General features: G+C 58.8%; 16 protein-coding genes. 15 read left to right on the forward strand and 1 reads right to left on the reverse strand.

Features of this window, described 5'->3' with window-relative positions; genetic code table 11:
* Positions 1-62: 62 nt before the first annotated feature.
* The 15 genes from bamA (at position 63) to ispD (ending at position 18,615) form a co-directional block, all read left to right on the forward strand.
* On the forward strand, positions 63-2,438 hold the full coding sequence (gene bamA, locus C2E19_RS07075) for an outer membrane protein assembly factor BamA (protein ID WP_129389808.1): 2,376 nt from the start codon (positions 63-65) through the stop codon (positions 2,436-2,438).
* 45 nt (positions 2,439-2,483) lie between these two features.
* Positions 2,484-2,987 (forward strand): OmpH family outer membrane protein, encoded by a 504-nt coding sequence (locus C2E19_RS07080; RefSeq protein WP_007908849.1) that lies wholly within the window; start codon positions 2,484-2,486, stop codon positions 2,985-2,987.
* A gap of 3 nt (positions 2,988-2,990) precedes the next feature.
* Positions 2,991-4,046 (forward strand): UDP-3-O-(3-hydroxymyristoyl)glucosamine N-acyltransferase, encoded by a 1,056-nt coding sequence (lpxD, locus tag C2E19_RS07085; RefSeq protein ID WP_129389811.1) that lies wholly within the window; start codon positions 2,991-2,993, stop codon positions 4,044-4,046.
* A gap of 106 nt (positions 4,047-4,152) precedes the next feature.
* A complete protein-coding gene (gene fabZ, locus C2E19_RS07090; protein ID WP_003222142.1) occupies positions 4,153-4,593 on the forward strand; it encodes a 3-hydroxyacyl-ACP dehydratase FabZ in 441 nt (146 codons plus the stop codon).
* Positions 4,590-5,366: an acyl-ACP--UDP-N-acetylglucosamine O-acyltransferase gene (gene lpxA, locus C2E19_RS07095; protein ID WP_122591364.1), complete on the forward strand. Its 777-nt coding sequence runs from the start codon at positions 4,590-4,592 to the stop codon at positions 5,364-5,366. The genes fabZ and lpxA overlap by 4 nt, the downstream gene beginning before the upstream one ends.
* 2 nt (positions 5,367-5,368) lie before the next feature.
* Positions 5,369-6,496: a lipid-A-disaccharide synthase gene (gene lpxB / locus C2E19_RS07100; RefSeq protein ID WP_129389814.1), complete on the forward strand. Its 1,128-nt coding sequence runs from the start codon at positions 5,369-5,371 to the stop codon at positions 6,494-6,496.
* Between the two features lie 14 nt (positions 6,497-6,510).
* Positions 6,511-7,137 carry a ribonuclease HII gene (gene rnhB, locus C2E19_RS07105; protein WP_129396097.1) on the forward strand — a complete coding sequence of 209 codons (627 nt, stop codon included), beginning with the start codon at positions 6,511-6,513 and terminating at the stop codon, positions 7,135-7,137.
* 76 nt (positions 7,138-7,213) lie between these two features.
* Positions 7,214-10,735, forward strand: coding sequence for a DNA polymerase III subunit alpha (gene dnaE / locus C2E19_RS07110; protein ID WP_129389817.1), 3,522 nt, complete (start codon positions 7,214-7,216; stop codon positions 10,733-10,735).
* Between the two features lie 139 nt (positions 10,736-10,874).
* On the forward strand, positions 10,875-11,822 hold the full coding sequence (locus tag C2E19_RS07115; RefSeq protein WP_129389821.1) for an acetyl-CoA carboxylase carboxyltransferase subunit alpha: 948 nt from the start codon (positions 10,875-10,877) through the stop codon (positions 11,820-11,822).
* A 108-nt stretch (positions 11,823-11,930) separates the two neighbouring features.
* Positions 11,931-13,259 carry a tRNA lysidine(34) synthetase TilS gene (gene tilS / locus C2E19_RS07120; RefSeq protein WP_129389824.1) on the forward strand — a complete coding sequence of 443 codons (1,329 nt, stop codon included), beginning with the start codon at positions 11,931-11,933 and terminating at the stop codon, positions 13,257-13,259.
* Between the two features lie 274 nt (positions 13,260-13,533).
* Entirely contained in the window at positions 13,534-15,165 is a 1,632-nt protein-coding gene (locus C2E19_RS07125; RefSeq protein ID WP_129389827.1) for a CTP synthase, read from the forward strand.
* A 4-nt stretch (positions 15,166-15,169) separates the two neighbouring features.
* A complete protein-coding gene (kdsA, locus tag C2E19_RS07130; RefSeq protein WP_129389830.1) occupies positions 15,170-16,015 on the forward strand; it encodes a 3-deoxy-8-phosphooctulonate synthase in 846 nt (281 codons plus the stop codon).
* A gap of 156 nt (positions 16,016-16,171) precedes the next feature.
* Entirely contained in the window at positions 16,172-17,461 is a 1,290-nt protein-coding gene (gene eno / locus C2E19_RS07135; RefSeq protein ID WP_007908839.1) for a phosphopyruvate hydratase, read from the forward strand.
* Positions 17,462-17,632: 171 nt separating this feature from the next.
* The gene (gene ftsB / locus C2E19_RS07140) at positions 17,633-17,911 is read left to right on the forward strand and encodes a cell division protein FtsB (RefSeq protein ID WP_007908838.1); all 279 of its coding nucleotides are present in this window, start codon (positions 17,633-17,635) and stop codon (positions 17,909-17,911) included.
* Positions 17,908-18,615 (forward strand): 2-C-methyl-D-erythritol 4-phosphate cytidylyltransferase, encoded by a 708-nt coding sequence (gene ispD, locus C2E19_RS07145; RefSeq protein WP_129389833.1) that lies wholly within the window; start codon positions 17,908-17,910, stop codon positions 18,613-18,615. Before ftsB ends, ispD begins: the two co-directional genes overlap by 4 nt.
* A 143-nt stretch (positions 18,616-18,758) precedes the next feature.
* On the opposite strand, the gene C2E19_RS07150 is transcribed toward ispD, so the two are convergent.
* Positions 18,759-19,655, reverse strand: coding sequence for a LysR substrate-binding domain-containing protein (locus tag C2E19_RS07150; protein WP_129389836.1), 897 nt, complete (start codon positions 19,653-19,655; stop codon positions 18,759-18,761).
* Between the last annotated feature and the right edge of the window lie 69 nt (positions 19,656-19,724).

The raw sequence follows: 19,724 nt of genomic DNA on the forward strand, positions 1-19,724 counted from the left end.
TTGCGAATCTGCCGCATTTTGCGGCAGTTTGTTTATTGCCAGTTGGAATAAGAAAGGACTTCATGAAACGTCTGCTGCTAACTGCGGTTCTCACCGTATTGATGATCGCCGAAGTTCACGCCGAGTCCTTCACTATCTCTGATATTCGCGTCAATGGCCTCCAGCGGGTCTCCGCGGGTAGTGTCTTTGGTGCCTTGCCGTTGAACGTCGGCGAGCAGGCGGATGATCGTCGCCTGGTGGAATCCACTCGTGCGTTGTTCAAAACCGGTTTCTTTCAAGATATCCAGCTGGGCCGCGAAGGCAACGTTCTGGTAATCACGGTTGTCGAGCGCCCATCCGTCGCCAGTATCGAGATCGAAGGTAACAAGGCGATCTCCACTGAAGACCTGATGAAGGGCCTCAAGCAATCCGGTCTCTCCGAAGGCGAGATCTTCCAGCGTGCCACCCTCGAAGGCGTGCGTAACGAACTGCAACGTCAGTACGTCGCGCAAGGCCGCTATTCGGCTACCGTCGATACCGAAGTGGTATCGCAGCCGCGTAACCGCGTTGGTCTGAAAGTGAAGATCAACGAAGGCACCGTTGCGGCCATTCAGCACATCAACGTGGTGGGCAACACGGTTTTCCCCGAGGAAGACCTGACCGACCTGTTCGAACTGAAAACCACCAACTGGCTGTCGTTCTTCAAGAACGATGACAAGTACGCCCGTGAAAAACTGTCTGGTGACCTGGAGCGTCTGCGTTCCTACTACCTGGACCGTGGCTATATCAACATGGATATCGCTTCGACCCAGGTGTCCATCACCCCGGACAAGAAACACGTCTACATCACCGTCAACGTGACCGAAGGCGAGAAGTACACCGTTCGTGACGTCAAACTCAGCGGTGATCTGAAAGTCCCTGAAGACCAGGTCAAGTCGCTGTTGCTGGTGCAGAAAGGCCAGGTGTTCTCGCGCAAGCTGATGACTACCACGTCCGAACTGATCACCCGTCGTCTGGGTAACGAGGGTTACACCTTCGCCAACGTCAATGGCGTGCCTCAGCCACACGATGACGACCACACCGTCGACATCCTGTTTGCTGTCGATCCGGGCAAGCGCGCTTACGTCAACCGTATCAACTTCCGTGGCAACACCAAGTCGGAAGACGAAGTGCTGCGTCGTGAAATGCGTCAGATGGAAGGCGGCTGGGCTTCGACCTACCTGATCGACCAATCCAAGACCCGTCTTGAGCGTCTGGGCTTCTTTAAGGAAGTCAACGTCGAAACCCCGGCTGTGCCAGGTGTCGACGACCAGGTGGACGTGAACTACGCCGTTGAAGAGCAGGCTTCCGGTTCGATTACCGCCAGTGTCGGTTTCGCCCAGAGTGCCGGTCTGATACTCGGTGGTTCGATCACCCAGAACAACTTCCTCGGTACCGGTAACCGCGTCAGCGTCGGTCTGACCCGAAGCGAATACCAGAGCCGTTACAACTTTGGCTACGTTGACCCGTACTGGACCGCCGATGGCGTGAGCCTGGGCTACAACGCGTTCTATCGCACCACCGACTACAAAGACCTCGATGTCGACGTAGCAAGCTATGCGGTAGACAGCCTGGGTGCCGGTGTCAACATCGGCTACCCGATCAGCGAGACTTCGCGCCTGACCTTCGGTCTGTCCGCGCAACAGGACGAGATCAAGACCGGTACTTACACCGTTGACGAGATTTTCGACTTCGTTAACAAGGAAGGCGACAAGTACCTGAACTTCAAGGCTTCGGCCGGCTGGTCCGAGTCGACCCTGAACAAAGGTGTATTGCCGACCCGTGGTCGTTCCCAGAGCCTGACCCTGGAAACCACCATTCCGGGCAGCGACCTGTCGTTCTACAAACTTGATTACCGCGGTCAGCTGTTCCAGCCGATCACCGAGAACTACACCCTGCGTCTGCACACCGAGCTGGGTTATGGCGACGGTTACGGTTCGACTGACGGCTTGCCGTTCTATGAAAACTACTATGCTGGTGGTTTCAACTCGGTTCGTGGCTTCAAGGACAGCACCCTCGGCCCGCGTAGTACACCAAGCCGAGGCACCAACCCGGGTACGCTGGCTGACCCGGACCAGGATCCACTGCCGTTCGGCGGTAATGTCCTGATCCAAGGTGGTGTCGAGGTTCTGTTCCCGCTGCCATTCGTCAAGGATCAGCGTTCCCTGCGTACTTCGGTATTCTGGGATGTGGGTAACGTATTTGACTCGCAGTGCAAGGACACTACCAATGCCAACGGCTCGACGTCGAACACCAAGTGCAACGACATCAGCCTGAGCAACATGGCAAGTTCCGTGGGTGTGGGTGTGACCTGGGTCACCGCACTGGGTCCTCTGAGCTTCGCGTTGGCCATGCCGATCAAGAAACCGGATGACGCTGAAACTCAAGTGTTCCAATTCTCCCTCGGCCAGACGTTCTAAGCGTCTGACCCAAGATAACGACAATGGATTTTGTAGGAGTGCATCGTGCGTAAGTTGACTCAATTGGTTCTCCTGGCCTCCTTGATGGTGGCAGGCCCGGCATTTGCCGACATGAAAATCGCCGTTCTGAACTATCAGATGGCTTTGCTGGAATCTGACGCGGCGAAGAAGTACGCCGTCGATGCCGAGAAAAAATTCGGCCCGCAACTGACCAAACTGAAGACCCTGGAAAGCAGCGCCAAAGGCATTCAGGACCGTCTGATGGCCGGTGGCGACAAGATGCAGCAAGGCGAACGTGAGCGTCTGGAGCTGGAATTCAAGCAAAAGGCCCGTGACTTCCAGTTCCAGTCCAAAGAGCTGAACGAAGCCAAAGCCGTTGCCGACCGCGAAATGCTCAAGCAACTGAAGCCGAAACTGGATAGCGCAGTGGAAGAAGTCATCAAGAAAGGTGGTTTTGACCTGGTGTTCGAGCGTGGCGCAGTGATCGATGTCAAACCTCAGTACGACATCACGCGCCAGGTTATCGAGCGCATGAATCAGCTGAAGTAACCCATGACCGTGACTATCAAACTCGGCCAATTGGCCGAGTTCCTCGGCGCCACCCTGCGTGGCGACCCGGAGAAGCAAATTACTGGGCTAGCCACTTTGCAAGAGGCTGGCCCAGCTCAGTTGAGCTTTCTGGCAAACCCTCAATATCGCAAATACCTGGCGGGCTCGCAGGCAGCTGCATTGCTGCTCAAAGAGGCCGATGCCGAAGGTTTTGCCGGTAATGCATTGGTGGTGCCTGATCCTTACCTGGCTTACGCGCGTATCTCCCACCTGTTCGATCCAAAGCCAAAAGCAGCGGCGGGTATCCACTCGTCTGCGGTGATTGCGCCTGATGCCGTGGTTGATCCAACCGCCAGCATCGGCCCATTCGTGGTGATCGAGGCCGGTGCGCGGATCGCGGCGAACGTGACCTTGGGTGCGCATTGCTTCATCGGCGCGCGCAGTGAAGTCGGCGAAGGCGGCTGGCTCGCGCCGCGCGTTACGCTGTATCACGACGTACGCATCGGCAAGCGTGTGGTTATCCAGTCCGGTGCAGTGCTCGGCGGCGAAGGTTTCGGTTTTGCCAACGAAAAAGGCATCTGGCAGAAAATCGCCCAGATCGGTGGCGTGACCATCGGTGACGATGTCGAGATTGGCGTGAATACCGCGATCGACCGCGGTGCGCTCGCCGATACCGTGATCGGCAATGGCGTGAAGCTCGACAATCAGATCCAGATTGCGCACAACGTCCAGGTCGGTGATCACACCGCCATGGCCGCGTGTGTCGGCATTTCCGGCAGCACCAAAATCGGCAAGCATTGCATGCTCGCCGGTGGTGTAGGGCTGGTTGGCCACATTGATATTTGCGACAACGTTTTCCTCACCGGGATGACCATGGTGACGCACTCGATTACCGAGCCAGGCGCCTATTCTTCCGGCACAGCCATGCAACCAGCGGCCGAATGGCGCAAAAGCGCGGCCCGCATTCGTCAGCTCGATGACATCGCGCGACGTTTGAAACAGCTGGAAAAGCGCGTAGGGGAAGTGACCCCTGACGGCAATGCTTCATCAGATGGCTGATACCATTTCCATATCAAGTGTGCACAGCCTCTAGACTGCCTCCTTGATTTGCTAGAGGAGTGCGCGTCAGTCGCGCTCCCAATCTTTACATAGGCTTCCCCCCGAAATGATGGACATCAACGAGATTCGCGAATACCTGCCTCACCGTTACCCGTTCCTGCTGGTGGACCGGGTGGTGGAACTGGACACTGAAGGCAAGCGCATTCGCGCCTACAAGAATGTCAGCATCAATGAACCGTTCTTCAATGGTCACTTCCCGGCGCATCCAATCATGCCGGGCGTACTGATCATCGAAGCGATGGCTCAGGCTGCCGGGATCCTCGGTTTCAAAATGCTTGATGTGAAGCCTGCCGACGGCACGCTTTACTACTTCGTCGGTTCCGACAAGCTGCGCTTCCGCCAGCCTGTGTTGCCGGGCGACCAGTTGATCCTGGAAGCCAAGTTCATCAGTTGCAAGCGTCAGATCTGGAAGTTCGAATGCCAGGCCTCGGTCGACGGCAAGCCGGTCTGCTCGGCTGAAATCATCTGTGCGGAACGCAAGCTATGAGTTTGATTGACCCTCGCGCAATCATCGATCCGTCGGCCGTACTGGCTGACGGCGTCGAGGTCGGCCCGTGGTCGATCATCGGCGCAGGTGTGGAAATCGGCGAGGGGACCGTGATCGGGCCGCATGTAATCCTCAAAGGCCCGACGCGTATCGGCAAGCACAATCGCATCTACCAGTTTTCCTCGGTAGGCGAAGACACGCCCGATCTGAAATACAAAGGTGAAGAAACCCGTCTGGTCATCGGTGACCACAACGTCATCCGCGAAGGCGTGACCATTCACCGTGGCACCGTGCAGGACCGCTCGGAAACCACCCTGGGTGATCACAACCTGATCATGGCCTATGCCCACATCGGTCACGACAGCGTCATTGGCAACAACTGCATTCTGGTCAACAACACGGCGTTGGCTGGCCATGTGCACGTTGATGACTGGGCGATCCTCTCCGGTTTTACCCTGGTTCACCAGTATTGCCACATCGGCGCGCACAGCTTTTCCGGCATGGGCACCGCCATCGGCAAGGACGTTCCGGCGTTCGTTACCGTGTTTGGCAACCCGGCAGAAGCGCGCAGCATGAACTTCGAAGGCATGCGTCGTCGCGGTTTCAGCGAAGACGCCATCCACACCCTGCGTCGCGCCTACAAAACCGTCTACCGCCAGGGTCTGACGGTCGAGCAGGCACTGGCTGAGCTGGTCGAGCCGGCGGCACAGTTCCCGGAAGTCGCGATATTCCGTGACTCCATCCAGTCGTCGACTCGCGGCATCACTCGCTGATCATGGCCAATCTGCGTATCGCGCTGGTGGCGGGTGAAGCTTCCGGTGACATTCTCGGCGCCGGTCTCATGCGCGCCCTCAAGGCGCAGCATCCGGCGGTCGAGTTCATCGGCGTCGGCGGTCCGTTGATGCAGGCTGAAGGCCTGACTTCTTACTTTCCCATGGAGCGCTTGTCGGTCATGGGCCTGGTGGAAGTTCTTGGTCGCCTGCGTGAGTTGCTCAAGCGCCGCAAAGACCTGATCGCCATGCTGATCGCCGAGAAACCGGATGTGTTCATCGGTATCGACGCACCGGATTTCAATCTCAACATCGAACTGAAGCTGCGTCAGGCCGGGATCAAGACCGTGCATTACGTCAGCCCGTCGGTGTGGGCGTGGCGCCAGAAGCGGGTGCTGAAGATCCGCGAAGGCTGCGATCTGATGCTGACGCTGCTGCCGTTCGAAGCGAAATTCTACGAAGAGAAAGGCGTGCCAGTCCGGTTCGTCGGGCACACGCTGGCCGATACCATTCCCCTGGAAGCCGATCGCGCTGCGGCGCGCTCCGAGTTGGGCCTACCCGACGGGCCGCTGGTGGCGTTGATGCCCGGCAGCCGTGGCGGCGAAGTGTCCCGGTTGGGTGGGCTGTTCCTCGACACCGCCGAACGTCTGCGCGCCATGCGCCCAGGTGTGCGCTTTGTCATTCCTTGTGCCAATCCGGAACGTCGCGTGCAACTGGAAGAGTTGCTCGCCGGCCGCGATCTGCCGGTGACCCTGCTCGACGGCAAGTCGCATCTGGCCCTGGCCGCGTGCAATGCGGTGTTGATCGCCTCCGGCACCGCCACCCTCGAAGCATTGCTGTACAAGCGGCCAATGGTGGTGGCTTACCGCCTGGCGCCGCTGACGTTCTGGATTCTCAAGCGCATGGTCAAGAGCCCGTATGTGTCGCTGCCGAACCTGCTCGCTCAGCGTTTGCTGGTGCCAGAACTGTTGCAGGATGATGCGACAGTCGAAGCACTGGCGCAGACCCTGTCGCCGCTGATCGAAGGTGGCGAAGAGCAGACTCGTGGTTTCGACGAGATCCACCGCACGCTGCGCCGGGATGCCTCCAATCAGGCGGCGGACGCCGTCCTTAACCTGATCGGTCAAAAATAATGAGCAAGACAAGCATGCAGATGGGCCTGGACTTTACTCTGGTCGCCGAAGTCGAAGAGTTGGTCGCCGGTGTCGATGAAGTCGGTCGTGGCCCGTTGTGCGGTGCCGTGGTGACAGCAGCGGTGATCCTCGACCCGAACCGGCCGATCCTCGGTCTCAACGACTCGAAAAAACTCACCGAAGCCAAGCGCGAAAAGCTCTACGACGAAATCATCGAGAAATCCCTGAGCTGGTGCATTGCTCGCGCCGAAGTCGAAGAAATCGACGAGCTGAATATTTTGCACGCGACCATGCTCGCCATGCAGCGCGCGGTAGCTGGCCTGCACATCCAGCCGAAACTGGCGATGATCGACGGTAACCGCTGCCCGCAACTGCCGATGCGCGCCGAAGCCGTGGTGCAGGGTGACGGCAAGGTACCGGCCATCGCCGCCGCGTCGATTCTGGCCAAGGTCAGCCGTGACCGTGAAATGGCCGCATTCGAATTGATCTACCCGGGTTACGGCATCGGCGGCCATAAAGGCTACCCGACGCCCGTTCATCTGGAAGCGTTGGTGCGGCTTGGCCCGACGCCGATTCACCGGCGCTCGTTCGCCCCGGTACGTCAGGCTTATGAAGCGCTGGAAGGCCTCTCGCAGGTTTAGTCGCAAGGCTGATGTTTTGTTCGAGGCCCGGTACAATCCGGGCCTTGTTGTTTCCATGTAACTGGACAGGATCACTATGCCGGCTTCATTCGTTCATCTACGCCTGCACACTGAATACTCGCTGGTCGACGGGCTGGTACGGATCAAGCCGCTGGTCAAGGCGCTGACCGCCATGAACATGCCGGCGGTCGCGGTCACCGACCAGAACAACATGTGTTCCCTGGTCAAATTCTATAAAAACACCATGGGCGCCGGGATCAAGCCGATCTGCGGCGCCGACCTGTGGCTGTCGAACAAAGACCCGGACGCGCCGCTGAGCCGTCTCAGCTTGTTGGTGATGAACGCCAAGGGCTATCGCAACCTCACCGAGTTGATCTCGCGCGGCTTTATCGAAGGCCAGCGCAACGGCATGATCATCATCGAGCGCCAGTGGGTTGCCGAAGCCAATGAAGGCCTGATCATGCTGTCCGCCGCCAAAGAAGGCGAGATCGGCATGGCCCTGATCGGTGGCAACCCGGCTGAAGCCGAAACCTTGGCGCGCGAGTGGATGACGGTGTTCCCGGATCGTTTCTATCTGGAAATCCAGCGCACCAACCGCCCCAACGATGAAGAGCAACTGCACGGTGCCGTGGCCCTTGCCGACAAGCTCGGCGCGCCTTTGGTGGCGAGCAACGATGTGCGTTTCATCAAGCAGGAAGACTTCGCCGCCCACGAAACCCGCGTGTGCATCGGTGAGGGGCGCGCCCTCGACGATCCGCGCCGGTCGAAGAATTACAGCGATCAGCAATACCTGAAAAGCGCCGAGGAAATGATCGAGCTGTTCAGCGATATTCCCGACGCGATTGAAAACACCGTCGAAATCGCCAAACGCTGCAACATCGAAGTGAAACTGGGCACGCACTTCCTGCCCAACTTCCCGATCCCCGATGGCATGACCATCGACGAGTATTTCCGCAAAGTCTCCTTCGACGGCCTCGAAGAACGCCTGGCAGTGCTGCTGCCCAAGGACACCACCGAAGACTACGAAGCCAAGCGTCAGGTCTACGTCGATCGCTTGAATTTCGAGCTGGATATCATCATCCAGATGGGCTTCCCCGGTTACTTCCTGATCGTTATGGACTTTATCCAGTGGGCCAAGAGCAACGGCGTACCGGTAGGCCCGGGCCGTGGTTCGGGTGCCGGATCGCTGGTGGCCTACGTGCAGAAGATCACCGACCTCGACCCGCTGGAATACGACCTGCTGTTCGAACGTTTCCTTAACCCGGAACGGGTATCGATGCCCGACTTCGACGTCGACTTCTGCATGGACGGTCGTGACCGCGTGATCGACTACGTGGCCGAGAAATACGGACGCAACGCGGTAAGCCAGATCATCACCTTCGGTTCCATGGCCGCCAAAGCTGTGGTGCGCGACGTGGCGCGGGTGCAGGGCAAGTCCTACGGCCTGGCGGATCGTCTGTCGAAGATGATTCCGTTCGAAGTCGGCATGACCCTGGAAAAAGCCTACGAGCAGGAAGAAATCCTCCGTGACTTCATCAAGGTCGATGAAGAAGCCGCAGAAATCTGGGAGATGGCGCGCAAGCTCGAAGGCGTCGTGCGTAACGTCGGTAAACACGCCGGTGGTGTGGTTATCGCCCCGACCAAGCTGACCGACTTCTCGCCGATCTATTGCGACGAGGCCGGTGACGGTCTGGTAACCCAGTTCGACAAGGACGATGTTGAAGCGGCCGGTCTGGTGAAGTTCGACTTCCTCGGTCTGCGGACGCTGACGGTGATCGACTGGGCACTGAAGACCATCAACCGCGACCGCGCCAAGGTCGACGAGCCGCCGCTGGACATTGCGTTCATCCCGCTCGACGACAAACCGACGTACACGCTGCTGCAAAAAGCGGAAACCACGGCGGTGTTCCAGCTTGAATCCCGTGGCATGAAAGAGCTGATCAAAAAGCTCAAGCCCGACTGCCTGGAAGACTTGATCGCACTGGTGGCCCTATTCCGTCCGGGCCCGTTGCAGTCCGGCATGGTTGATGACTTTATCAACCGTAAGCACGGTCGCGCCGAGCTGGCGTATCCGCACTCCGACTACCAGTACGAAGGCCTCAAGCCAGTATTGGCGCCGACCTACGGCATCATCCTGTATCAGGAACAGGTGATGCAGATTGCCCAGGTCATGGCCGGCTACACCCTCGGCGGTGCGGACATGCTGCGCCGGGCGATGGGTAAGAAAAAGCCCGAAGAGATGGCCAAGCAGCGCGGCGGTTTCATTGAAGGTTGCAAGACCAACAATATCGAAGCCGACCTCGCCGGTAACATTTTCGACCTGGTGGAAAAATTCGCCGGTTACGGTTTCAACAAGTCTCACTCTGCCGCTTACGGCTTGGTCTCTTACCAGACCGCCTGGCTGAAAACCCACTACCCGGCGCCGTTCATGGCCGCGGTACTGTCGGCGGACATGCACAATACCGACAAGGTCGTGACCTTGATCGAAGAAATTCGCACCATGAAGCTGCGTCTCGACGCGCCGGATGTGAATACTTCGGAATTCAAGTTCACGGTGAACGACGAAGGCCGCATCATTTATGGTCTCGGCGCGATCAAGGGTGTGGGCGAGGGGCCAGTCGAGGCGATCACTGAGGCGCGCGCGAACGGGCCGTTCAAGGATCTGTTCGATTTCTGCGCCCGGGTCGACCTCAAACGCATCAACAAGCGCACTCTGGACGGTTTGATCCGCAGCGGTGCGCTGGATCGTCTCGGCCCGTACTTCCATGAAGAGCAAAAGGCTTATCAGGCCAACATCGACCGCAATCGCGCGGTGTTGCTGGCGGCAATGGAAGAGGCGATCAAATCCGCCGAACAGACCGCGCGCACTCACGACAGCGGCCACGCCGACCTGTTTGGCGGGCTGTTCGTCGAAGAAGATGCCGATGTTTATGCAGTGCATCGCAAGGCCAAGGAGTTGACTCTCAAGGAGCGCCTCAAGGGAGAGAAAGATACCTTGGGCCTGTACCTGACCGGTCACCCGATCGACGAATACGAAGGCGAGATCCGCCGTTTCGCCCGTCAGCGCATCATCGACCTGAAACCGGCCCGCGATACCCAGACCATCGCGGGGATGATCATTGCCCTGCGGGTGATGAAGAACAAGAAGGGCGACAAGATGGGCTTCATCACCCTCGACGACCGCTCGGGGCGCATCGAGGCGTCGCTGTTTGCCGATGCGTTCCATTCGGCGCAATCGCTGTTGCAGACCGATGCGATGGTGGTGGTCGAAGGCGAAGTCAGCAACGACGACTTCTCCGGCGGCCTGCGCCTGCGGGTCAAGCGTGTGATGAGTATGGAAGATGCGCGCACCAACCTTGCCGAGAGCTTGCGTCTGAAGCTGCAAACCCAGGATCTGAAAGGCGATCAGCTACGCTGGTTGGGGGATTTGCTCAAGCGTCACCGCGGCGCGTGCCCGGTGACCATGGAGTACACCAGCCCGGATGCGAAGACCTTGCTGCAGTTTGGCGAGACCTGGCGAATCGATCCGGCAGATGCGTTGATTCAGGCTCTGCGTGACCAGTTCGGGCGAGACAACGTCTTCCTCCAATACCGTTGACCGGCGAGTGCCATCATGGCGCTCGCCCGCGACCTGAATTTTTAATCTCGACCTCAGCGCGCCTCTCCCTTAAGGTAGGGCGCGAATAGACAACCGGCCGACCCAAGCTCATTTGGGACACGACCCAAGACGGACGCCTATGAACCCGAATTTTCTAGATTTCGAACAGCCGATCGCCGACCTGCAAGCCAAGATCGAAGAGTTGCGCTTGGTCGGTAATGACAATTCGCTGAATATCGGCGATGAGATCTCCCGCCTGCAGGACAAGAGCAAAACGCTGACCGAAGACATCTTCGGCAAGCTGACCAGCTGGCAGATCGCACGCCTGGCGCGTCACCCGAAACGCCCGTACACGCTGGACTACATCCAGCACATCTTCACCGAGTTCGACGAACTGCACGGTGATCGTCACTTCTCCGACGACGCTGCCATCGTTGGCGGCATCGCCCGTCTGGACGACCAGCCGGTGATGATCATCGGTCACCAGAAGGGTCGTGAAGTGCGTGAGAAGGTGCGCCGCAACTTCGGCATGCCGCGTCCGGAAGGCTACCGCAAGGCTTGCCGCCTGATGGAAATGGCCGAGCGTTTCAAAATGCCGATCCTGACCTTCATCGACACCCCGGGTGCTTACCCAGGTATCGACGCTGAAGAGCGCAACCAGAGCGAAGCGATTGCCTGGAACCTGCGTGTGATGTCGCGCCTGAAGACCCCGATCATCGCCACCGTTATCGGTGAAGGTGGTTCCGGTGGTGCACTGGCGATCGGCGTCTGCGATCAACTGAACATGCTGCAATACTCGACCTACGCGGTGATCTCGCCGGAAGGTTGCGCATCGATTCTGTGGAAAACCGCCGAAAAAGCGCCGGATGCCGCTGAAGCGATGGGCATCACCGCCGAGCGTCTGAAAGGTCTGGGCATTGTCGACAAGGTGATTGGCGAGCCTCTGGGCGGCGCCCACCGTGACCCGGCCACTGCGGCTGCATCGATCCGTGCCGAGCTGAGCTCGCAACTGGCGATGCTGAAGAAGTTCGATAACGAAGCGCTGTTGAAGCGCCGTTATGATCGACTGATGAGCTACGGCCTCTAAGTCGAACGCAATACCCCTGTAGGAGCTGCCGAAGGCTGCGATCGTTCAAGATCAAAAGATCGCAGCCTTCGGCAGCTCCTACAGGATCCTTGAGAAGCGACCCTCTCTATGAATTCTTCGAAGAGTGATTTGCCTTCACGGCTTCTGCTGAGCCTTGAGCCCTGGCGCAATGCCGCTCATTGGCGTATCGCCTTCTCCGGTGGCCTCGACTCCACTGTCCTGCTGCATCTGCTCGCCCATCTCGCAAAATCCGAATCCCTCCCTCCGCTAAGCGCTGTTCATATCCATCACGGCCTTCAGGCTGTGGCTGATGCGTGGCCGCAACATTGTCAGTCCGTCTGCGCTGCGCTGGGTGTGCCCCTGCTGATCGAGCGGGTGAAGGTGCAACCGGGCGCGAGTCTGGAGCGGGCGGCGCGGGATGCGCGATACGCGGTGTTCGGTTCGCTGACACAAGCCAATGACGTGTTGCTCACTGGCCAGCATCGCGATGATCAGGCAGAAACGCTGTTGTTCCGGCTCCTGCGCGGTGCCGGGGTGCGCGGGTTGTCAGGGATGCCGCAGCAACGGCCGGTGGGGCAGGGCACGCTGATTCGGCCGTTGCTGGATGTCTCTCGCGCCGAGCTGGAGGACTATGCGCGGGTTCATCAATTGACCTGGATCGAAGACCCGTCCAACCAGGATCGGCAGTTCTCGCGCAATTACCTGCGCCATCAGGTCATGCCGCTGCTGACCGAGCGCTGGCCGCAAGCGCAGGCGAGCATGGCTCGCAGCGCCGCGCATCTGCGTGAGGCGCAGGGATTGCTTGATGAACTGGCGCAAATGGATCTGGCGCACGCCAACTCCGCGCATGATTTCCAATGGCTGGGATTGCCATCGCTGGAACTGGCGCCACTGACTGCGCTGTCTGCCGCGCGTCAACGAAATGCGCTCAGCCACTGGCTCGAACCCTTCACGCGACTGCCTGATAGTGACCATTGGTCGGGTTGGACGGATCTCTGCGAGGCCGCCGCCGATGCCGCGCCGATCTGGCGTCTGGCCGATGGCGAGCTGCACCGCAGCGCCGGTCGTGTGTGGTGGCTGAGCGGTGACTGGCTGCGCACGCCAGTGATCGGTTGCGAGTGGCAGACGCCGGCGTCGGCGCTACGCTTGGCCGATAACGGCCGTGTCATGTTCAGCGGGCAGGCGCCTTGCGGGCCGTTGCGCATTGCCTATCGGCAAGGTGGCGAAGTCATGCATCTGGCGAATCGCGGGCATCGCGACCTCAAGCGCCTGCTCAATGAGCGTGCGGTGCCGGGGTTCGTCCGTGGCAGATTGCCGCTGCTGTTTCGCGCTGACGAATTGCTCGCGGTGGCGAACCTGCCGGGGCTTGATGGCAATGGGCCGGACGGCTGGCAATTGCATTGGCAGCCAACAGACGAAGATCAAGGTTTGAGCTGAAAGGAGCATTCCGGTAGACTACGCTCCCTTCTTGATACAACTTCTGTGGATTCGCCTGAATTGCAGGAGTTGCCGATTACCAAGCAGTCTTTGCTGGGCGATTCCAAAAAATGTGTAGCGAGCAACCTACCGGTGTTTCATCTGCCGGTCTGTCCCAACGCGGCGGTTTTTTTGAAAGGTGCACTGTGATTAATGCAGGTGATCGGGGGCTTCGGCCTTCCTTCGCTTTCCCCGGCGGCTCGTACCGCTTTAACGCAGACTTCTAGGGTTTTTCATGACGCGCTACATATTCGTCACGGGCGGTGTTGTTTCTTCATTGGGGAAAGGCATTGCCTCGGCTTCATTGGCGGCTATCCTGGAGGCGCGGGGGCTTAAGGTCACCATGCTTAAGCTGGATCCGTACATCAACGTTGACCCGGGCACCATGAGCCCGTTCCAGCACGGTGAAGTGTTCGTCACCCACGACGGCGCCGAGACCGACCTGGACCTGGGCCACTACGAGCGGTTCATCCGCACGACCATGACCCAGAACAACAACTTCACCACTGGCCGTGTCTACGAACACGTGCTGCGCAAAGAGCGCCGTGGTGATTACCTGGGTGCAACCATCCAGGTGATTCCGCACATCACCGACGAAATCAAGCGCCGCATCATCAAGGGTGCCGGCGACGCTGACGTGGCCATGGTTGAAATCGGTGGCACCGTCGGTGACATCGAGTCGCAACCGTTTCTCGAAGCCATCCGCCAGCTGCGTTTCGAAGTCGGCGCCAAGCGCGCGATGCTGATGCACCTGACGCTGGTTCCGTACATCGCCACCGCTGGCGAGACCAAGACCAAGCCAACTCAGCACTCGGTAAAAGAATTGCGTTCGATCGGCCTGCAGCCAGACGTGCTGGTTTGCCGTTCCGATCACCCGATCGACATCTCGTCGCGTCGCAAGATCGCTCAGTTCACCAACGTTGAAGAACGTGCGGTGATCGCGCTGGAAGACGCCGATACCATCTACAAGATCCCGGGCATCCTGCACTCGCAGGGTCTGGACGATTTCGTTGTCGAGCGTTTCGGCCTGCAGTGCGGCAGCGCTGACCTGTCCGAGTGGGAAGCGGTGGTTGACGCCAAGCTGAACCCGGAACACGAAGTGACCATCGCCATGGTCGGCAAGTACATGGAGCTGCTGGACGCCTACAAGTCGCTGATCGAAGCGATGAGTCACGCCGGCATCAGCAACCGTACCAAGGTCAACCTGCGCTACATCGATTCCGAAGACATCGAGAACCAGGGCACTGCGCTGCTCGAAGGTGTCGACGCGATCCTCGTCCCGGGCGGCTTCGGTCTGCGCGGCGTGGAAGGCAAGATCACTGCCGTTCAGTACGCTCGTGAAAACAAGGTTCCATACCTGGGTATCTGCCTGGGCATGCAAGTGGCGGTCATCGAGTTCGCTCGTAACGTCATGGGCTGGAAAGACGCCAACTCCACCGAGTTCGACCGCGCCAGCGGCCACCCGGTTGTCGGCCTGATCACCGAGTGGGAAGACGCCACCGGTGCAGTCGAAGTGCGTACTGAAACCTCCGATCTGGGCGGCACCATGCGTCTCGGCGCTCAGGAATGCCTGCTCGAAGCCGGCTCCAAGGTGCACGATTGCTACGGCAAGGACGTGATCGTCGAACGTCACCGTCACCGTTACGAAGTGAACAACAACCTGCTGCCACAAATCATCGAAGCCGGCCTGAAGATCTCCGGTCGCTCCGCTGACGCAGCCTTGGTTGAAGTGGTTGAAGCAGCGGATCATCCATGGTTCGTCGCTTGCCAGTTCCACCCTGAGTTCACCTCGACACCACGCGATGGCCACCCGCTGTTCAGCGGTTTCGTCAAGGCTGCGTTGGCTCAACACCAGAAGAAGGCGTAACCCGATGGCACAGAAGATCATCCGCGTCGGCGACATCGAGATTGCCAACGACAAACCCATGGTGCTGTTCGGCGGCATGAACGTGCTGGAAAGCCGCGACATGGCCATGCAGGTTTGCGAAGAGTACGTGAAGGTCACCGAAAAACTCGGTATCCCTTACGTGTTCAAGGCCAGTTTCGACAAGGCCAACCGGTCTTCTGTGAACTCGTACCGTGGTCCTGGCCTGGAAGAGGGCATGCGCATCTTCCAGGACATCAAACAAGCCTTCGGCGTGCCGATCATCACCGACGTCCACGAGCCCGATCAGGCCGCGGTCGTCGCTGAGGTCTGCGACATCATTCAACTGCCGGCTTTCCTGTCGCGCCAGACCGATCTGGTCGTCGCGATGGCCAAGACCAATGCAGTGATCAACATCAAGAAAGCCCAGTTCCTCGCGCCTCAGGAAATGAAACACATCCTGAACAAGTGCGTGGAAGCGGGTAACGATCAATTGATCCTCTGCGAGCGTGGTTCGAGCTTCGGCTACAACAACCTCGTGGTCGACATGCTCGGCTTCGGCATCATGAAGCAGTTCGAGTACCCGGTATTCTTCGACGTGACCCACGCGCTGCAAATGCCTGGCGGTCGTTCCGACTCCGCCGGCGGTCGCCGTGCGCAGGTTCTGGATCTGGCCAAGGCGGGTATGAGCCAGTCGCTGGCGGGTCTGTTCCTTGAAGCGCATCCGGATCCGGACAACGCCAAATGCGACGGCCCTTGCGCCTTGCGTCTGGACAAACTGGAGCCATTCCTGGCCCAGCTCAAAGCTTTGGACGAACTGGTTAAGAGTTTTCCGACGGTAGAAACCGCGTAAACCTCAATTCTCCGGTAAAGTACCGCACGATTTGTCGCTCATGCCCTCGGGCATGAGCGTTATCGTCTGCAAGTCTGCCCGCTGCACACCCCTTGCCGACGGTAAAAGATTTCCTCTAGCTGCGTCGTTTTCGTCAACTTTGGAGTGTTTACAACAATGGCAAAAATCGTCGACATCAAAGGTCGTGAAGTTCTCGACTCCCGTGGCAATCCCACCGTGGAAGCGGACGTGCTTCTCGACAACGGCATCATCGGCAGCGCTTGCGCGCCATCCGGTGCATCCACTGGCTCGCGTGAAGCGCTCGAGCTGCGTGATGGCGACAAGAGCCGTTACCTGGGCAAGGGCGTGCTCAAAGCGGTAGCCAACATCAACGGTCCGATCCGCGATCTGCTGCTGGGCACTGACCCAAGCGACCAGAAAGCCCTGGATCACGCGATGATCAAGCTCGACGGTACCGAAAACAAAGCGACCCTGGGCGCCAACGCCATCCTCGCCGTGTCCCTGGCTGCGGCCAAGGCTGCTGCGCAGGATCAGGACCTGCCGCTGTACGCACACATCGCCAACCTCAACGGCACTCCGGGTGTTTACTCGATGCCGGTACCGATGATGAACATCATCAACGGTGGCGAGCACGCCGATAACAACGTCGATATCCAGGAATTCATGGTTCAGCCGGTTGGCGCCAAGTCTTTCTCGGAAGGTCTGCGCATGGGCACCGAGATTTTCCATCACTTGAAAGCTGTGCTGAAGGCCCGTGGCCTGAGCACTGCCGTTGGCGACGAAGGCGGTTTTGCACCGAACCTGGCCTCCAACGAAGACGCTTTGAAAGTGATCTCGGAAGCTGTGGCAAACGCCGGTTACAAGCTGGGCACCGACGTGACCCTGGCACTGGACTGCGCGGCGAGCGAGTTCTACGAAGACGGCAAATACAACCTGTCCGGCGAAGGCCAGGTGTTCACCGCTGAAGGTTTCGCCGACTACCTGAAAGGTTTGACCGAGCGTTACCCGATCATCTCGATCGAAGACGGTCTGGACGAGTCCGACTGGGCTGGCTGGAAGATCCTCACCGACAAGATCGGCGAGAAGGTTCAACTGGTAGGCGACGATCTGTTCGTAACCAACACCAAGATCCTGAAAGAGGGCATCGATAAAAACATCGCCAACTCGATCCTGATCAAGTTCAACCAGATCGGCACCCTGACCGAAACCCTTGAAGCCATCCAGATGGCCAAGGCTGCCGGTTACACCGCCGTGATCTCGCACCGTTCGGGCGAAACCGAAGATTCGACCATTGCCGACCTGGCTGTGGGCACCTCGGCTGGCCAGATCAAGACTGGTTCGCTGTGCCGTTCCGACCGTGTTTCCAAGTACAACCAACTGCTGCGTATTGAAGAGCAGTTGAATGGCAAGGCCAAGTACAACGGTCGCTCCGAGTTCCGCGGCTAAGTTGTAAATGGTAAAAAGACACCGGATTGTGTCGGAAAAGTCGTGACAGCGATGGATTTGCCACTAATCTGATGCCTTATATGCACAAGCCTGGATCTTCCAGGCTTCGTGCTATCAGATGCTTCAAAGTTTTGGCGTGGCTGTCTTTTTTCACTGGATACCTGATATTCGATGCGCAGTCCTTACTGGTTGTTTCTCGTTTTGCTCTTGCTGCTGGCCGGTCTGCAGTACCGCCTGTGGGTGGGCAATGGCAGTCTGGCGCAGGTCGCCGAGCTGAATCAGCAGATTGCTGATCAACACGCCGAGAACGAAGGTTTGCTGGAGCGCAACCGAGTGATGGATGCTGAAGTCAGCGAGTTGAAAAAAGGCATGGAGACCGTTGAAGAGCGGGCTCGTCACGAGCTGGGCATGGTCAAGGACGGCGAAACCCTTTACCAGTTGGCCCAATGATCAATTCCCTTCCGGCCTTCTGGGCCGTGATTCCTGCCGCGGGCGTCGGTGCCCGAATGGCCGCGGACCGTCCCAAGCAATATCTGCAACTGGGCGGGCGCACAATTCTCGAACACAGCCTCGGCTGTTTCCTCGATCACCCGAGCCTCAGGGGTTTGGTGGTCAGTCTTGCGGTTGATGATCCTTACTGGCCGAACCTGGCGTGCGCGGGCGACTCGCGTATTCATCGGGTTGAAGGCGGGGCCGAGCGTTGCGGCTCGGTGCTCAATGCTTTGCTGCATTTGCATGCGCAGGGTGCCGATGACGAGGATTGGGTACTGGTGCACGATGCCGCACGGCCCAACCTGAGTCGCGAAGATCTCGACAAGTTACTTGATGAACTGGCAGATGACCCTGTGGGCGGTTTGCTTGCGGTGCCGGCCCGCGACACGTTGAAACGGGTCGACAAGCACGGTCGGGTGGTGGAAACCGTCGATCGCAGCGTGATCTGGCAAGCGTACACGCCGCAGATGTTTCGCCTCGGTGCGTTGCATCGGGCGTTGGCGGACAGTCTGGTGGCGGATGCGCTGATTACTGATGAAGCTTCGGCGATGGAGTGGGCGGGGCTGAAGCCGCGCCTGATCGAAGGGCGGGCGGATAACCTCAAGGTCACCCGGCCGGAAGATCTGGAGTGGTTGCGGCAGCGTTGGGCGAATCGCCGCTGATTGCTGTGGCGCATTTCAGATTGCATTCGCGAGCAGGCTCGCTCCCACATTTGATTTGCGCCTGCCCCCAAATTTGCATTCGCCGCCGATCCCCTGTGGGAGCGAGCCTGCTCGCGAAAGCGGTAGTTCAGGCAACCCATCACTCAGCTCCGATACTCCGGCCGCTCAGCCAACCCCACCTTCAAAAAATCCACCAGCTTGCGCACCTTCGGTGACAAATGCCGTTGTTGCGGATACAACGCCCACACCGCCGTATTCGGCGGCATATGTGCCTCCAGTAACGAAATCAGCGCGCCATTGTGCAAATGCTCGAGCACGTAATAATCCGGTAACTGACACAGCCCGACCCCCTGCAACGCCGCATCCAGCACCGCCTGCCCACTGTTGCAACGCCAGTTGCCCTGCACCCGCTGGGAAAATTCTCGCCCGTTCTGTTCAAGCTGCCAGATGTCCGAACTGCCAATCAGGCAATTGTGTCGGCTCAGTTCCGACAAACTGTGTGGGCGCCCATACCGTTCCAGGTAGGACGGCGACGCGCACAGATACATGCGCCGTGGCGCAAGTCGGGTGGCGACCAAACGCGAATCCTGCAGACGACCCAGGCGAATCGCCAGATCCAGCCCTTCATGCACCAGATCGAGCTGGCGATTGCTCAGTTCGATATCGATGCGCAGCTGCGGATACAGCCCCATGAACCGCGTCACCAACGGCACGATAAACCGCTCGCCGTAGGCGACGGCGCAGGTCATGCGCAGCATGCCTTTCGGTTCGCTGGTCAGATCGCCAACCGCACGCAAGGCTTCCTCGCGACCATCCTGCAAGCGTTGGCAATGTTGCAGAAAAATCTGCCCCGCCTCGGTCAGCGTTACCCGGCGGGTGCTGCGATAGAGCAGGCGTGTCTGCAAGCGCTCTTCGAGTCGGACGATTTGGCGACTGACGTGCGAGGAAGAAACCCCAAGACGTTCCGCGGCGGCGGTGAACTGGCTGCATTCGGCGACGGCAACAAACTCGTCGATGCCTTCCCAGCGGTTTTCGGACATCAAGATTATCCCTGTACGGCAATAATGTTTTGCTTTTGTTCGGATTATTCATCAACTCGCGCTGAACTA

The organism is Pseudomonas sp. DTU12.3 (genome assembly GCF_004124275.1).
Lineage (GTDB): Bacteria > Pseudomonadota > Gammaproteobacteria > Pseudomonadales > Pseudomonadaceae > Aquipseudomonas > Aquipseudomonas helmanticensis.

What these genes read in the sequence shown, in the direction of transcription:
- bamA (WP_129389808.1), top strand. Translation starts at nt 63, where the DNA reads ATGAAACGTCTGCTGCTAACTGCGGTTCTCACCGTATTGATGATCGCC.
- lpxD (WP_129389811.1), top strand. Translation starts at nt 2,991, where the DNA reads ATGACCGTGACTATCAAACTCGGCCAATTGGCCGAGTTCCTCGGCGCC.
- fabZ (WP_003222142.1), top strand. Translation starts at nt 4,153, where the DNA reads ATGATGGACATCAACGAGATTCGCGAATACCTGCCTCACCGTTACCCG.
- lpxA (WP_122591364.1), top strand. Translation starts at nt 4,590, where the DNA reads ATGAGTTTGATTGACCCTCGCGCAATCATCGATCCGTCGGCCGTACTG.
- lpxB (WP_129389814.1), top strand. Translation starts at nt 5,369, where the DNA reads ATGGCCAATCTGCGTATCGCGCTGGTGGCGGGTGAAGCTTCCGGTGAC.
- rnhB (WP_129396097.1), top strand. Translation starts at nt 6,511, where the DNA reads ATGCAGATGGGCCTGGACTTTACTCTGGTCGCCGAAGTCGAAGAGTTG.
- dnaE (WP_129389817.1), top strand. Translation starts at nt 7,214, where the DNA reads ATGCCGGCTTCATTCGTTCATCTACGCCTGCACACTGAATACTCGCTG.
- C2E19_RS07115 (WP_129389821.1), top strand. Translation starts at nt 10,875, where the DNA reads ATGAACCCGAATTTTCTAGATTTCGAACAGCCGATCGCCGACCTGCAA.
- tilS (WP_129389824.1), top strand. Translation starts at nt 11,931, where the DNA reads ATGAATTCTTCGAAGAGTGATTTGCCTTCACGGCTTCTGCTGAGCCTT.
- C2E19_RS07125 (WP_129389827.1), top strand. Translation starts at nt 13,534, where the DNA reads ATGACGCGCTACATATTCGTCACGGGCGGTGTTGTTTCTTCATTGGGG.
- kdsA (WP_129389830.1), top strand. Translation starts at nt 15,170, where the DNA reads ATGGCACAGAAGATCATCCGCGTCGGCGACATCGAGATTGCCAACGAC.
- eno (WP_007908839.1), top strand. Translation starts at nt 16,172, where the DNA reads ATGGCAAAAATCGTCGACATCAAAGGTCGTGAAGTTCTCGACTCCCGT.
- ftsB (WP_007908838.1), top strand. Translation starts at nt 17,633, where the DNA reads ATGCGCAGTCCTTACTGGTTGTTTCTCGTTTTGCTCTTGCTGCTGGCC.
- ispD (WP_129389833.1), top strand. Translation starts at nt 17,908, where the DNA reads ATGATCAATTCCCTTCCGGCCTTCTGGGCCGTGATTCCTGCCGCGGGC.
- C2E19_RS07150 (WP_129389836.1), bottom strand. Translation starts at nt 19,655, where the DNA reads ATGTCCGAAAACCGCTGGGAAGGCATCGACGAGTTTGTTGCCGTCGCC.